Consider the following 13,862-nt stretch of genomic DNA (forward strand, 5'->3'; position numbering starts at 1 on the left):
CAGAGGGGAAAAACTTACTGCAACTTCTCCCCTGCTCCCCTGCCTCCTGCCTCCCTCAACCATATCCTTGTATAGCAAAAGCATTTTGTTTGTTAACAGTTCTTTATCATGGGAAAAAAGCCTATAGATTAATTGAATCGATGCTTACCCATATAAAAGACTTAGCAGCAAAACTAGCGCCTCGCTTAATTGAAATTCGCCGCCACATCCATTCTCACCCAGAACTCAGCGGTCAGGAGTACCAAACAGCAGCTTTCGTAGCTGGTGTTTTGTCTTCTAGTGGGTTACACGTACAAGAGGGAGTTGGCAAAACGGGTGTCATTGGAGAACTCCAAGGTACTGGCCAAAATGACCGTTTATTGGCAATTCGCACTGATATGGATGCCTTGCCAATTCAAGAGGGCACTAATTTAGAATATGCCTCTCGTGCAGATGGTATTATGCACGCTTGCGGTCACGATGTCCATACCACTGTGGGGTTAGGAACGGCAATGGTGCTGTCCCAAATGGCCGAGGAGTTGGGTGGGAAAGTGCGGTTTTTATTTCAGCCAGCCGAGGAAATTGCTCAAGGGGCAAGCTGGATGGTGAAAGATGGAGCAATGGAAAATGTCTCGGCTGTATTAGGGGTTCATGTTTTCCCTTCTATACCCGCAGGATCTATTGGTGTGCGTTACGGGGCTTTGACAGCCGCCGCTGATGATTTAGAGATTCTGATTATGGGAGAATCTGGACACGGGGCGCGTCCCCATGAGGCGATTGATGCGATTTGGATTGCTTGCCAAGTGATTACTGCGCTGCAACAAGCCATCAGCCGGACACAAAATCCTTTACGTCCTGTAGTATTAAGTATCGGGAAAATTAATGGTGGCAGAGCGCCGAATATAATTGCGGATAAAGTGCAGTTATTGGGAACAGTGCGATCGCTCCATCCCGAAACCCGTGCCCATCTCCCAAACTGGATTGAAAACATTGTATCTAATGTTTGCCAAACTTACGGAGCAAAGTATCAAGTCAATTATCGCCAAGGTGTACCCAGCGTCCAAAATGATTACGCCCTGACACAATTGTTACAATCAGCCGCAGAAGAAGCTTGGAGTAGCGATCGCGTTCAAGTACTACCCGAACCTTCCCTTGGTGCTGAAGATTTTTCGATGTATTTGGAACACGTCCCTGGTTCCATGTTTCGCTTGGGTGTCGGCTACAAAGAAAGAATCATTAACCACCCATTACACCATCCCCAATTTGAAGTTGATGAATCTGCTATTATCACCGGGGTTGTCACTATGGCATACACAGCTTATAAATACTGTCAGCAAAATTTGTAAACAAAAACTCCCAGCAGATAAATACTGGGAGTTTTTGTTTAATTAAGCTTTTTTAGCGGATATAGAAAGTCCGAAAGCATCCTATACATTCGATTCAGTTACAACACCCAGCTTTTGTTGAATTCGGGTCTTAGCGGCTTTGAATTCAGTCGCCAGTTGTTCGGTTTCATCGCTGCTTAAGTTGTTGCGAATGGCAGCAAACATTGTGCTTTCTTCTTGACGAATATGATCGCCAATCGCGTCCATCAACTGTTTAACTTTTTCTTTGAATTGAGGTGAAGATGGGCTAAGAGCCTTAATTTCTTCTAATGCTTGCTTGGCATGAGCTTGTTCATCAAACAATTCTTGGGTGTTATCTTGACCGTAGAAAGGACGTACTCTTGGGTAGACTACTTCCTCTTCAGCTTCAGCGTGGGCACTTAAATCCTTGTAAATTTGACCGAAATACTCTTGGATCTTCTGTGGATCGTTGCTTTGTAGTAGTTCGGTGAACAGGGTATTTACCTTGTTGTGATCGAGGCGGATGACATCTTGGATATTTAGATCCTTTTTGTCGCTGTTTTGGGTGACAGCACTACCTACCACACCACTGACTGCGGCCAAAGCGTCTTGAACACGTGCCCAAATTCCTTGATCTGCATCTTGTCCAGTGAGTTCGCGGACACCCAGAATTTCTAGAATACCTTTGAGTTGCTCTTGGTGAGCGCGGTTCTCAAAGTTAATAGTATTCAAAGGTGCGATCGCTAGCAACACATCAGCACCAATTTTTTGAGCAGCTTTGTGAACTATCAAGCCACTCATTACTATTTGATGTTTCAGTAATTCATGCTGAGAGACTTTTTCATACAGGCTCAACTCAGAACCTTTGAACAATTCACGAGCTTTTTCAATGAATTGTGTAACATTTTTTTTGGGTTCTGCCTGAATCCCATATTGACCAATTACGGTTTCTAAAACACCAAGGTTTTTTTCATCATCTTTGATAAAATTTCGGATGCGATCGGCAATTTCGCTATCAAGTCCTTGTGTCAAAAGCGATTGTTCATTTTCGATGACCAACTGTTGCAGGGCTTTAAGACTTGCAAGTTTTACAGCAATAGCATTGCGTTTCGTATCATCTAAAGTAGTTACCATCTGTGTTCTCCGTCGGCAAAGTGTTCGTAATTCTTACTTGATATAACCTTGACACAGAGGTTAGGGAGATTCCATCTTTCTTTTGAGCGATCGCTCTCACAACTCTGGGTAGAGAAATAAAACTTTTCGTTACAGAAAAATTGAAGCGATCGCTTTAATTTATGGTTGCAATCAAATCAAGCAGTTTAGTATGACATTCAAATTGAATAGATTACCAATTTAGGAGTAATCTATATCTTTGGAATGAAAATTAACATCAAAAAAACTACTTCTTATTCAAGAGGGCAAAATCGTAACCAGTCCCACTAGAACAAGACTCACAACGCTCAATTTTGACTAGCATTGCTTCTCCTTTACGCTCACCGGAGGGCAAAAAGTTAATCGTTCCCGTTGCTCCAGATGTTGAAAAATTGCGATTGGACAATACCCTTTGCAACCCTTCGCGGGTGCTGTCTTGTTTTAAGCCAGCAACAATTGCTTGGAGTGCATCATAAGCTCCCGCCGTTCTCTGATTTACTTGTGCATTCCAAAGCTGAAAGGCATTTTTCGCAAAGGGATTATCTTTATTAGCATCACGATGCCAATACACAGGTAACACCATTCCTTCGAGATCCTTGCCATTTTGTAAAGTTGTTGCACTGTACATAGTTTCAGAAGCAAACAGTGGCTTTCTACCTTTAACCTCTTGTGCTACTTTGGTGGCAAAATATATATTTCTGATTGAAGGCATTAATAAAAAGCCACTTGCATTGTCTTCTATGGCTTTATCTACAAAAGCTCTAGGATCAAAATTCTTATCTGCTAAATTACAAGGTGTACTAATAACGTTGCTGCCATATTTCTTGATAGCTTGAGTGTACTGTTCTACAAGTATCTGATTTGATGAAGGGGTTGAAGTATCTCTTGAGCTACGAACATCGCCACAAATAGCAACATTTCTTGCTTGTCGAGCAATGTAGCGAGAATGATTATCTACTAAATTCTCATAGAGCGGATTTATATGAAATAAGTAGTTAGTTGGAGAACTATTAGGCTGATTATTTATGGAATTGTTATCTAATTTTTCGGGATTTTCGGCTTGATTTGGCCGCTCAACGGGTAAGACTAACACCAAGCGATTCTGATTATAAATTGCGGTGTTACGTCTAACCCCCACTGCTGCCACAATGCTTTTGTCTTGAACTAATTCATTATCTAGTCGAGCAAAATCTTCTCTATTTTCAGCACTTGCAATCACAATTTGCAGCTTCTTACCATTAATTCCTCCTTGGTTATTAACTTCATTTTGAGCTTGAGCTACACCACGCAAAATTTCTTCTGATAAACTAGGATCAAAGTTAATTGATGCTATAACAGCAACTTTGAGAGTGTCCGAATTATCTTGTGCGATTTTAGCATTGTTTAAATAAATTAAAGTTTCCGGGTCATTAGGATTATTTTTTAGTGAAGCGGTAAACTTGTTAACAGCAGTGTTAAAATCTTTTTCAGCAAAAGCTTTAACTCCATCTGTTTTCTCAGGGTATGTTTGCACTTTCAACAAAATCCTTGTACCCAAATTCATTATTGAAGGCTTATTTGTAAATGAAGATATAGTAGATGTGGGGTTTGATGATGTTTTGATGATAGTAGAAGAAACTTTGCTAATTAACCATAAAATAGCTGCTACCATTACCCCAGCCAGACCTAGAGAAATAAGCAGTCTGAAGTTTTCTTTTTTATTTGTCATAAATAATTACCCAAATTTTACAAAATTTATCTGAAACAAAGAGATTTCTGACAATTGAGCAAGACCAACAATTTACCAACGATTTAAAAATATTGAGAAATAAGTTTGTTGATTATTTCAGACACAACCATAAGAATAACTGTCAATAAACCTGCAAGAATAACTAGTAATCCTACTAGCAGCAATCCATTTACACCAGCTACAAAAAGATTATTGGTTAGGAGATTTCTGAAAATAAAGACAATGAGTAAATTTGCTATGATAGCAATAAAAATTAAATAAGCTTTTTCGAGAAGCGGACGAGATTGAACAAAGACTAATCCTCCTAAAATTAGCAACCACAATCCAGAGCTAATCCAAGACGTTCCAAGAAAACTTATAAGTGCGATCGCTAAAAATGAACTACCCGATCCAGTTATTATTGCTCCAGACAATAATCTAATATTAGATAATTGTGGTAGATATCGAGTTGATTGATGTTGATTTTGTGGTTGCGATTTTGAGCGCAGAGTAGGTGGAATAACTGTAGGAGCCGATGTATACCTTAGCGGTGGCAACTTATTTAAGTCTTGTAAGACAGCCTGTGCAGATTGATAACGCTGTTCGTGATTTTCTTGTAGTGACTTATCAATAATCATCTCTAATTCCTGACTTATGGGTTGCGTTAAATGTTGCCGCCAACTAGAAACCCAACCATAGCCTTGTTTTATCCACAAACTCGAAGGAGGAATATTCGTCAGCAGATGAAAGCAAGTTATTCCTAAACTGTAGATATCACTGGAAGGAAAAACTTTACCCGCTTGCATTTGCTCAATTGGTGCATAACCTAATGAACCAATAATTGTCCCCACCGTAGTGTTTGTCGGTTCCGCTTTTTGCTTTGCCACCCCAAAATCAATAAGTACCAACTTCCCATCATTTTGACGGCGAATAATATTTTCTGGTTTAATATCTCGATGAATGACCTGTTGCTGATGTATGTCTACCAGTACAGATAATAAATCATTTAAAAAATCTCGAATCTTGGCTTCATCAAAAACTCCCTGCTGTTTTAACTCTTGCAACAGATTTTGCCCTTCGATAAACTGCTGCACTAAATACAGATATTCAGCTTCCTTAAAATATGCATACAAATTGGGAATTTGGACATGTTCTCCTAGTTCTTGGAGACGTTTGGCCTCTCGTTCAAACAACTCAGTCGCTTTTTTATGTGCCTGACTACCCTGACTGCCATAAAATTGACTGAGAACCAGCTGCTTCACAACACATCGTTCATTGAGCTTGTCTATATCTTGTGCGATATATGTGCGTGCAAACCCTCCTCTCCCTAATGGTGTGATAATTCGGTAACGATTTCTCAATAGTGATACCAACTCTGTGCCGCAACTGAGGCAGAAATTTGCCCCGTCAGGATTTTGGGGATTCTCGCAATTAGGATTTAGGCAGCAGACCATATAATTATCGCTGTCATTTTATTAGTTTTTAGAATATACCTTAACTAAAGGCGCTGCATTGTAAAGTCTCTACATAGACAATGATAATTGCCTAGCGATCGCTTCCCTTTGATCCCAAACACGAAATCACCTTTAGCAGTCAGCAACTTTATCTCTATTGGCCAAAGTTCGCACTTCTTACTAAAGCATATCAAGGACTCATTTCTCTTTGCAAATCAACCGCAATTCTCAAAAGCAATACTGCCCTTTACGCAACATTTGTTTGTAACAGAAGCTTTTTTTCATCCCAGCAACGCCGTAATTACCATACTTCTCCATTGTGGGGTTTACAAAACTCCCCGCAATTGTGACGATTACGCTAGAATTATTAAAGGTTCTTTACAGAGTTTGCCGATCATCCCCAATTCTGTTAAAACAGCCTAGCATTCAAATTGTAAATCTTATAAACACCCTCTAGAGTTCACCAAAAGCTTCTATGACGCTCCCAATTCGCAACGTCGCCATTATCGCCCACGTTGACCACGGCAAAACCACGCTGGTTGACGCACTCCTCAAACAATCCGGCATTTTCCGCGAAGGCGAAGACGTTCCGGATTGCGTTATGGACTCCAACGCCCTAGAACGGGAACGGGGTATTACTATCCTGTCCAAAAATACAGCAGTTCGCTACAAAGAAACACTAATCAATATTGTTGATACTCCTGGACACGCTGACTTTGGTGGCGAAGTTGAACGCGTACTCGGCATGGTTGACGGATGTCTTCTGATTGTCGATGCCAATGAAGGCCCCATGCCCCAAACCCGCTTTGTCCTCAAAAAAGCCTTAGAAAAAGGTCTGCGCCCCATCGTTATTATCAACAAAATTGATCGTGGTAAAACTGACCCCCACGTTGCTGTTGATAAAGTATTGGATCTGTTCTTGGAATTAGGGGCAGATGAAGACCAGTGTGATTTTACCTACCTGTTTGCCTCCGGTATGGCAGGTTTCGCCAAGGAAAGCTTGGAAGCAGAATCGGTAGATATGCAACCCCTATTTAATGCGATTCTGCAACACGTTCCACCACCAGTAGGCGATAGCAATAAGCCTCTGCAATTGCAAGTCACAACCCTAGATTATTCTGAATATCTGGGACGGATTGTCATTGGCAGAATTCACAACGGTACTATCCGCTCAGGACAACAAGCCGCTTTGGTAACAGAAGATGGCACTATTGTCAAGGGTAAAATTACCAAATTGATGGGCTTTGATGGACTGAAGCGTGTAGAGATGGAAGAAGCAACCGCAGGTTATATTGTGGCGGTGGCTGGTTTCGCGGATGCTTATATTGGAGAAACGATTACTGACCCCAATGAACCGCAAGCTTTACCACTAATTAAAGTGGATGAACCAACCTTGCAAATGGCCTTCTGGGTGAATGATTCGCCCTTTGCTGGCCAAGAAGGTAAGTTGGTGACTTCTCGTCAAATACGCGATCGCCTATTCCGCGAACTTGAAACCAACGTTGCTTTGCGGGTCGAAGAAACCGATTCTCCCGATAAATTCCTCGTTTCCGGTCGTGGAGAACTCCACCTGGGTATCTTAATTGAAACCATGCGCCGGGAAGGCTTCGAGTTTCAGGTATCTCAGCCACAGGTAATTTACCGCGAAATCAACGGTCAACCTTGCGAACCTTACGAACTTTTGGTGTTAGACATTCCTGCTGATGCTGTGGGTAGCTGTATTGAACGCCTGGGACAACGCAAAGGCGAAATGCAAGATATGCAACCAGGTAGTGGCGATCGCACTCAGCTAGAGTTTGTCATACCCGCCCGTGGTTTGATTGGTTTCCGGGGTGAATTCATGCGGATGACTCGTGGCGAAGGCATCATGAACCACAGCTTCTTAGACTACCGTCAACTTAGTGGTGACATTGAAGCACGTAACAAAGGCGTTTTAATCTCCTTTGAAGAAGGCGTTTCTACCTTCTACGCCATGAGAAATGCCGAAGATAGAGGAGCATTCTTTATTACTCCCGGCACAAAGGTTTACAGAGGCATGATTGTGGGAGAACACAATCGTTCCCAAGATTTGGAACTAAATATCTGTAAAACCAAGCAGTTAACCAACCACCGCGCTGCTGGTGGCGATGAACTAGTGCAACTGCAAGCACCGATAGACATGAGCCTAGAGCGTGCTTTGGAATACATTGGCCCCGATGAATTGGTAGAAGTTACACCCCAATCAATTCGTCTGCGGAAGATGTCGAAGAAGTTGGCGAAACGGTAAGTAAAGCTATAACTTATTGATTTAGAAAGCCCACTGATGTGGGCTTTTTATTTTGTTGGTTATATCTCGTGTATGTCTTTTTTAAGTTGCTCAATTCCTCGAAACTATCTGGTATTGTTTGTCGTACTTGTATCCCAAAAGACAAATTTGTTTTCTATGAAGATTTATACAAATGTTCGTTATGTTCATTAGAACATAAGGTTTTTATTGGTATAAATAAATATAATTGTCAGTCTTTATAAAAAAACTAACTAAGCTTTTATTAGTACAGCATGACCGCAAATAACATTAAATTTACGATCGCCTTCAACGACCCTGACTTGGACGCGGAAGAAAAGGACGAGCAGGTTCAACGACTAATTACTGAACTTAAGCAAATTGACGAATTAGATGCAGTTGGTCGTGTTCTTGATCCCAACCCACCAGAAGGCAACAAAGCATTAGGCGGGTTTCTGGTGGGTTTGTTAATGGCTGAGGTAAATACAGCCAATGCAAAAAAGTTAGTGGGATTTCTGGGCGATCGCCTCGGTGGTAAACCGATTGAATTGTCGGTGGAAGCCAACGGCAAAAAACTGTCGGTGAAAGCACACAGTCGGGAAGAACTAGAAGCCGCCATCAAAGCAGCCGAAGATTTTATTGCAGTATAGACAGGAAAAGATGGCAAAGGTAGCATTGCTGATTGGAGTCAGTGAGTATGAGCCAGAACTAAATCCTTTACCTGCGGCTGTCAAAGATATTGAGGCGTTGCAACGGATTTTGAAAGATTCGGGAATGGGCGGATTTGATGACGTGAAAGCGCTTCTTAATCCTGACCGACAAACAATGGAATCTGAGATTGAAACCTTGTTTTCAGGTCGAGCCAAAGACGATCTTGTGTTGCTATTTTTCTCTGGACATGGCATCAAAGATGATGGTGGCAAGCTATATTTTGCAACTCCGATAACTCGCAAGAATTCCAAAGGGGAGTTGATTCGGTCAACATCTGTACCTGCCAACTTTGTTCAAGAAATCATGAACAATAGCCGTGCTAAACGGCAGGTAATTATCTTAGACTGTTGCTTTAGTGGAGCGTTCGATCCTGCCTTACAAGCCAAAGATGATGGATTAGTTGACTTGCAAACACAACTCGGATCTGAAGGGCGAGTGGTACTCACTTCCTCCAGTTCAACTCAGTATTCCTTTGAGCAGCAGGGATCAGACTTATCGATTTACACCAGATATCTAGTGGAGGGGATTGAAACAGGAGCAGGCGATCGCGATGAGGATGGCTTTGTTTCGGTACTGGAATTGCATGAGTATGCTGTCAGCAAGGTGCAGGAAACTGCCCCCAATATGACCCCGAAGATTATTGTTCTTAAAGACAAGGGGTTTGAAATTGTTCTTTCTAAAGCACGAGTTACTGACCCTAAGTTGAGATATCGGAAAGCCACTTCACGTTATGCAAATGTCGGAACTATTCGACCTGCTGAGTCGGGCTGTTCTGAATACACTGAGGCAGCAGTTAGGCTTGACCTCTGAAGAAGCTGCTGAAATTGAAACCGAGGTATTACGCCCTTATCAGGAGCGATTAGAGAATTTACAAACCTATCGAGAAGCTTTAATTGCAGAAGTAGACCATGAATATCCTTTAAGTGAGGAAGCCTGTAAAGAAATGAATATGCTTCAAGAGCTTTTAGGGTTAAAAGACGATAATATTTTGCCGATTAAGCAACAAATCGAGGCACAGTTTGTATGTCAAGCTTGCAAAGGATCGAGAGAAGTTCGCAAACGCGTAAGAACTCCATTTGGTTCTTTTACTGAAGTTTCTATTTGTCCTAATTGTAAAGACTCGGAGAAATTAGCCTAGATTTTATCAGTCAATTAAGTCATGAGAACTTCATTAAAATAAGCAGATTAGATAAAGATGTAAGTGTTGGCACTTACCGTACATTTAGTCAAATCCTTGAGTAAAAATGACAAGGACTGAAAAAGACAATTATCGTAACTATTTGTGACATTGCGATCGCCAAACCATAGCATAGATTTAGAGTGCGCTCGCTCTTACGGAAATATCTCTGTTTCATAAAACGTATTGACAACGTAAATACACAATGCCTACTATGTAAGGTATGGATGTGTATTTCGTGCTTAATGGTGTCACTTTCGTTTGGAACGAAGAAAAAGCTTGGATAAATCCTAGCAATCATGATGGCGTGACATTTCAGCAAGCCACAGAGGTATTTTTCGATCCGTTTTTAGTGGTTGTTGATGCAAGTCGCAATGATGAACAAAGAGATGCTGTTATTGGCTTAGACAGACGGTGGAATCTTCTGTATGTCGTCTACATTGAACGTGAAAACGACATAATTCGGATCATTTCAGCTCGTAAAGCTACACGTAAGGAGCGAGAATATTATGAAGGTTGAAGCACTGAAAAAGCGACTCGATAAAAATCGTCCAATGACTACAATCACAATTCGTATTCCCGAAGATGTCATTGAAGATTTGAAAAGAATAGCACCATTACTGGGATTTTCTGGCTATCAGCCGTTAGTTCGTGCCTATATTGGACAAGGGCTAAGAGTTGATCTGGAACGACTAGAGGATGATACTATCTCAGCACTGATTGCTAGCTTGAAGCGTCATGGTGTTAGCGATGAGGTTATTCATGAAGCCCTCAGTGAAGTTACTCAAAAATAGTGCAATTGCGATCGCCCTTAGTCAAATCTTTGAGTAACAATGAAGAGGACTGAAAAAGGCAATTATCATAACTATTCGTGAAACTGCGATCGCCAAACCATAGCATAGATTTACAGTGCGATCGCCCTTGTCGTGCATATTAGTCAAATTTTTGAGTCAAAATGAAGAGGACTGAAAAAGGCAATTATCATGACTATTCGTGAAACTGCGATCGCAAAATTGCAGCAACTTTCCGAACCACTCCTGCAAGAAGTGACCGATTTCATTGATTTTGTGATCCACAAACATCAAGTTAAAATTGCTGACAGTCAGCCTGATGAACCACTTGTGGAAAAATGGTCACAATGGTTTGAGGCTGTGGATTCCCTAGAGGTATCTCCACCTGAAGCAGTCAGCAACTATGAGCAACTCCTACTCAACAAATATCGGCAACAAGGGCTAGAGCTATGATCCTGTGTGATGCAGGAGTGCTGCTTTGTTTGGTAGATCGCACTCAGCCTCAGCACAATGCTTATAAAATTGCAGTGATGCATTTGGCAAAGCCTCTCGTCACAACCTGGTCATGCCTGACAGAAGCCATGTATCTTGCCTTGCATCGTGGCGGCTGGCAAATGCAAAAACAATTGGGGCAGCTTCTTTTAGATAAATTGCTGACTGTTTACGAGATTCAGGAAAGTGATTACAGCCGTTTGTTGGCGCTGATGGAACAATACCGCGATCGCCCAATGGATTTAGCAGATGCAACATTGGTTTTGACTGCTGAAAAGACAGGCTATCGTCAAATTCTCACTCTCGATTCTGATTTCTTATTTTATCGAATTGGTCATCAAGACACCTTTGAAATTATCTCAGTCTAAAGCAATGAGTAACCAAATCACGATTTAGATGAGGTTTAGCAACGCTAGGATGGATGTCTGTTTGAATGACCTGCGCGTAGGTGTAGCCCGTCGTAGACATCGCTCTTTTACATATTTCACACAAAGCGATCGCCGATTAAAAATTATCAATATATTTTCTTAGAAACACTAATTCATTTGCCATATCCTCGGCTTCTAAACTTTCTACTAACTTCAACAAGCCTCGTAACTACAGATTTTTTTGGTAAATCCCTGAAACACTGTGAATTTCTGGTGGTGTTGGGTTAAAAAAGAAACATGAAAATCATCAAACCCATCACCAATTGGTTAGAAACTCGCGCCAGTGCCCCTGCTTATGGCGGTTGGGTACTAGCAGCAACGGCTATTTGTTTTTTTGGCGCAGGTATCAATACGATGGCTGGTTGGCTGTACGCCATTAGCGGCATCAGTTTTGCCCTTTTGGGTGTAGCAGCCATCTTACCGCCGCGATCGCTCACAGGTCTATCCATCACTCGCCGTCCTATGCAACCAGTGTCAGCAGGTGACGATCTAACGGTGGAATTAGAAATCTGCAATCAGACACAGCAGCCTGTAAGCTTATTGCAAGTTGAAGATATACTGCCCTTCGTCTTAGGGAAACCAGTACAAAAGGCAATCGAAACAATTCCTCGCCAAGGTAGTTACCGTTGGGTATATTACCACCCGACTCAGCGCCGGGGTGTTTATCGCTGGAATACAGTAGAACTCGGTTCTGGTGCGCCTTTGGGATTGTTCTGGTGTCGCCGTCAGCGTGATTGTGCTGCTACTGCGATCGTTTATCCGACAGTGTTACCCTTGGCTACCTGCCCCTTAATAGATGAAATGGGACAAGAAGAGAGCAAAAGGGGCGATCCTCGTGGTAAACCCTTGCAAACAGCTACAACCGGACTGGTGCGATCGCTCCGTCCCTACCGTTTAGGAGATCCCACCCGTCTGATTCACTGGCGGACTAGCGCCCGCTATGGAGAATTAAGGGTGCGGGAGTTAGAGATGGTTACAGGTGGACAAGAAATAGTTATTGCCCTTGACAGTGCTAGCAATTGGGAAGAAGAAAACTTTGAACAAGCAGTAATTGCCGCAGCATCACTGTATTTTTATGCACAGCAACAACAATTACAGGTGCAACTATGGACAGCATCAACAAATTTAATTAAAGGCGATCGCTTTGTTCTAGAAACCTTAGCAGCAACCGCAGCCTTAGAAGATGCCAGTTCAGTTGTTCCTAAAAGCTATCCCTTGATTTGGCTAACTCAGAATCCTCTGAGCCTTGCTACTCTTCCTCAAGGTAGTCGCTGGGTTTTGTGGCCAAATATCTCCTCAGCAGCAGAACCAGAGGTAATTAATTGGGAACACCCTGGTATAGTTTTGCAAAGCGATGGCCAACTGCAACCCCAGCTACAAAAAACATTACATTCATAAATCAATTCAAATTTTATAATTTCAAAGACTGCTGACAAGTACAGCTTCTGCGATTTCTGAGATTTTCTCTGATCCCAGAACACCGGATATATCAGCCTTTGAGCAAAGGGAAGATAATTTGAGCAGGTAAGGTTGGGGAAATACACCCAGTAATCCCTTAGTAAGGCTGAGGTACAATGCAAAGAAATATTTAAATTATGAACGACATGATCGCATCAGAACATAACACAAAATCCAGCGATAAAAGCCTAGAGGCAATGCGGCATTTTTCCGAACAATACGCCAAGCGTACTGGAACATACTTCTGTTCTGAACCTTCTGTCACCGCAGTCGTGATTGAAGGACTAGCCAAACATAAAGACGACCTGGGTGCGCCTTTATGTCCTTGTCGCCATTACGAAGATAAAGAAGCTGAGATTCACGCCACATATTGGAACTGTCCTTGCGTGCCAATGAGAGAACGCAAAGAGTGTCATTGCATGTTATTCCTCACCCCTGACAACGAGTTTGCTGGAGACAAACAAGAAATCTCTCTGGAAACAATCAAAGAAGTACGAGACAGTATGGGATGAGCGAAATCATCCCCCAAGAGTTTTGGCAAGGCGTAGAACAGTTCAATTCTGGAGAGTTCTACGCTTGTCATGACACTTTAGAGGCTTTGTGGATTGAAGCTAGCGAACCGGAAAAAAGCTTTTATCAAGGCATTCTCCAAATTGCTGTAGCACTGTATCATTTGGAAAATCGGAACTGGCGAGGTGCTGTAATTCTATTGGGAGAAGGCAGCAATCGCCTACGCCGTTACCCATCTAGTTACAGCGGCGTTGACGTAGATGAGCTATTGAGCCAGAGCGCAGTGTTGTTGACGAATTTACAACAAATAGGGCTCAGATAAAATTGCCGCTGGCGATCTGGGCGAAAATCAAGTCTTATCTTTGCCTAAAATTGTGCTAAGTACTGATTAAA

General features: G+C 42.1%; 14 protein-coding genes and 1 pseudogene. 12 read left to right on the top strand and 3 right to left on the bottom strand.

Going from position 1 to position 13,862, the window contains the following annotated elements; genetic code table 11:
- Positions 1-140: 140 nt before the first annotated feature.
- Entirely contained in the window at positions 141-1,325 is a 1,185-nt protein-coding gene (locus tag QUD05_RS13895; RefSeq protein WP_289799963.1) for a M20 family metallopeptidase, read from the top strand.
- An 81-nt stretch (positions 1,326-1,406) separates the two neighbouring features.
- Here the strand turns inward: QUD05_RS13895 and QUD05_RS13900 are convergent, their stop codons facing one another.
- From QUD05_RS13900 to QUD05_RS13910, 3 genes are all read right to left on the bottom strand, one after another.
- Positions 1,407-2,459 (bottom strand): hemerythrin domain-containing protein, encoded by a 1,053-nt coding sequence (locus QUD05_RS13900; protein WP_289796573.1) that lies wholly within the window; start codon positions 2,457-2,459, stop codon positions 1,407-1,409.
- A 265-nt stretch (positions 2,460-2,724) separates the two neighbouring features.
- Complete coding sequence (locus QUD05_RS13905; protein WP_289796574.1) at positions 2,725-4,185, bottom strand: ABC transporter substrate-binding protein; 1,461 nt, start codon at positions 4,183-4,185, stop codon at positions 2,725-2,727.
- Positions 4,186-4,268: 83 nt separating this feature from the next.
- Complete coding sequence (locus QUD05_RS13910) at positions 4,269-5,639, bottom strand: protein kinase domain-containing protein (RefSeq protein ID WP_289796575.1); 1,371 nt, start codon at positions 5,637-5,639, stop codon at positions 4,269-4,271.
- Between the two features lie 475 nt (positions 5,640-6,114).
- Between QUD05_RS13910 and typA the strand changes: the two genes are divergently transcribed.
- From typA to QUD05_RS13965, 11 genes and pseudogenes are all read left to right on the top strand, one after another.
- Positions 6,115-7,905, top strand: coding sequence for a translational GTPase TypA (gene typA / locus QUD05_RS13915; RefSeq protein WP_289796576.1), 1,791 nt, complete (start codon positions 6,115-6,117; stop codon positions 7,903-7,905).
- A 272-nt stretch (positions 7,906-8,177) separates the two neighbouring features.
- The gene (locus QUD05_RS13920) at positions 8,178-8,552 is read left to right on the top strand and encodes a hypothetical protein (RefSeq protein ID WP_289796577.1); all 375 of its coding nucleotides are present in this window, start codon (positions 8,178-8,180) and stop codon (positions 8,550-8,552) included.
- Positions 8,553-8,562: 10 nt separating this feature from the next.
- Positions 8,563-9,423 carry a caspase family protein gene (locus QUD05_RS13925; RefSeq protein ID WP_289796578.1) on the top strand — a complete coding sequence of 287 codons (861 nt, stop codon included), beginning with the start codon at positions 8,563-8,565 and terminating at the stop codon, positions 9,421-9,423.
- Positions 9,413-9,751 carry a hypothetical protein gene (locus QUD05_RS13930; protein ID WP_289796579.1) on the top strand — a complete coding sequence of 113 codons (339 nt, stop codon included), beginning with the start codon at positions 9,413-9,415 and terminating at the stop codon, positions 9,749-9,751. Before QUD05_RS13925 ends, QUD05_RS13930 begins: the two co-directional genes overlap by 11 nt.
- A 277-nt stretch (positions 9,752-10,028) precedes the next feature.
- Positions 10,029-10,310 (top strand): BrnT family toxin, encoded by a 282-nt coding sequence (locus QUD05_RS13935; RefSeq protein ID WP_289796580.1) that lies wholly within the window; start codon positions 10,029-10,031, stop codon positions 10,308-10,310.
- Complete coding sequence (locus tag QUD05_RS13940) at positions 10,300-10,584, top strand: hypothetical protein (protein ID WP_289796581.1); 285 nt, start codon at positions 10,300-10,302, stop codon at positions 10,582-10,584. The genes QUD05_RS13935 and QUD05_RS13940 overlap by 11 nt, the downstream gene beginning before the upstream one ends.
- Positions 10,585-10,773: 189 nt before the next feature.
- Complete coding sequence (locus tag QUD05_RS13945; protein ID WP_289796582.1) at positions 10,774-11,034, top strand: hypothetical protein; 261 nt, start codon at positions 10,774-10,776, stop codon at positions 11,032-11,034.
- Positions 11,031-11,441, top strand: a complete 411-nt coding sequence (locus QUD05_RS13950; protein WP_289796583.1) for a type II toxin-antitoxin system VapC family toxin — start codon at positions 11,031-11,033, stop codon at positions 11,439-11,441. Before QUD05_RS13945 ends, QUD05_RS13950 begins: the two co-directional genes overlap by 4 nt.
- A gap of 297 nt (positions 11,442-11,738) precedes the next feature.
- Positions 11,739-12,899 carry a DUF58 domain-containing protein gene (locus QUD05_RS13955; protein ID WP_289796584.1) on the top strand — a complete coding sequence of 387 codons (1,161 nt, stop codon included), beginning with the start codon at positions 11,739-11,741 and terminating at the stop codon, positions 12,897-12,899.
- Between the two features lie 206 nt (positions 12,900-13,105).
- Positions 13,106-13,471, top strand: coding sequence for a ferredoxin thioredoxin reductase catalytic beta subunit (locus QUD05_RS13960; protein WP_099100573.1), 366 nt, complete (start codon positions 13,106-13,108; stop codon positions 13,469-13,471).
- Positions 13,468-13,861 (top strand): annotated as a pseudogene (locus tag QUD05_RS13965) (DUF309 domain-containing protein). The gene QUD05_RS13960 and the pseudogene QUD05_RS13965 overlap by 4 nt, the downstream one beginning before the upstream one ends.
- The last annotated feature ends 1 nt before the right edge of the window (position 13,862 follow it).

Source organism: Nostoc sp. GT001, from assembly GCF_030382115.1.
Lineage (GTDB): Bacteria > Cyanobacteriota > Cyanobacteriia > Cyanobacteriales > Nostocaceae > Nostoc.

Excerpts from the sequence above, each read along its gene's own strand:
- QUD05_RS13945 (WP_289796582.1), top strand. The coding sequence starts at position 10,774 with ATGACTATTCGTGAAACTGCGATCGCAAAATTGCAGCAACTTTCCGAA.
- QUD05_RS13960 (WP_099100573.1), top strand. The coding sequence starts at position 13,106 with ATGATCGCATCAGAACATAACACAAAATCCAGCGATAAAAGCCTAGAG.
- QUD05_RS13920 (WP_289796577.1), top strand. The coding sequence starts at position 8,178 with ATGACCGCAAATAACATTAAATTTACGATCGCCTTCAACGACCCTGAC.
- QUD05_RS13925 (WP_289796578.1), top strand. The coding sequence starts at position 8,563 with ATGGCAAAGGTAGCATTGCTGATTGGAGTCAGTGAGTATGAGCCAGAA.
- QUD05_RS13895 (WP_289799963.1), top strand. The coding sequence starts at position 141 with ATGCTTACCCATATAAAAGACTTAGCAGCAAAACTAGCGCCTCGCTTA.
- QUD05_RS13940 (WP_289796581.1), top strand. The coding sequence starts at position 10,300 with ATGAAGGTTGAAGCACTGAAAAAGCGACTCGATAAAAATCGTCCAATG.
- QUD05_RS13950 (WP_289796583.1), top strand. The coding sequence starts at position 11,031 with ATGATCCTGTGTGATGCAGGAGTGCTGCTTTGTTTGGTAGATCGCACT.
- QUD05_RS13905 (WP_289796574.1), bottom strand. The coding sequence starts at position 4,185 with ATGACAAATAAAAAAGAAAACTTCAGACTGCTTATTTCTCTAGGTCTG.
- QUD05_RS13955 (WP_289796584.1), top strand. The coding sequence starts at position 11,739 with ATGAAAATCATCAAACCCATCACCAATTGGTTAGAAACTCGCGCCAGT.
- typA (WP_289796576.1), top strand. The coding sequence starts at position 6,115 with ATGACGCTCCCAATTCGCAACGTCGCCATTATCGCCCACGTTGACCAC.
- QUD05_RS13910 (WP_289796575.1), bottom strand. The coding sequence starts at position 5,639 with ATGGTCTGCTGCCTAAATCCTAATTGCGAGAATCCCCAAAATCCTGAC.
- QUD05_RS13900 (WP_289796573.1), bottom strand. The coding sequence starts at position 2,459 with ATGGTAACTACTTTAGATGATACGAAACGCAATGCTATTGCTGTAAAA.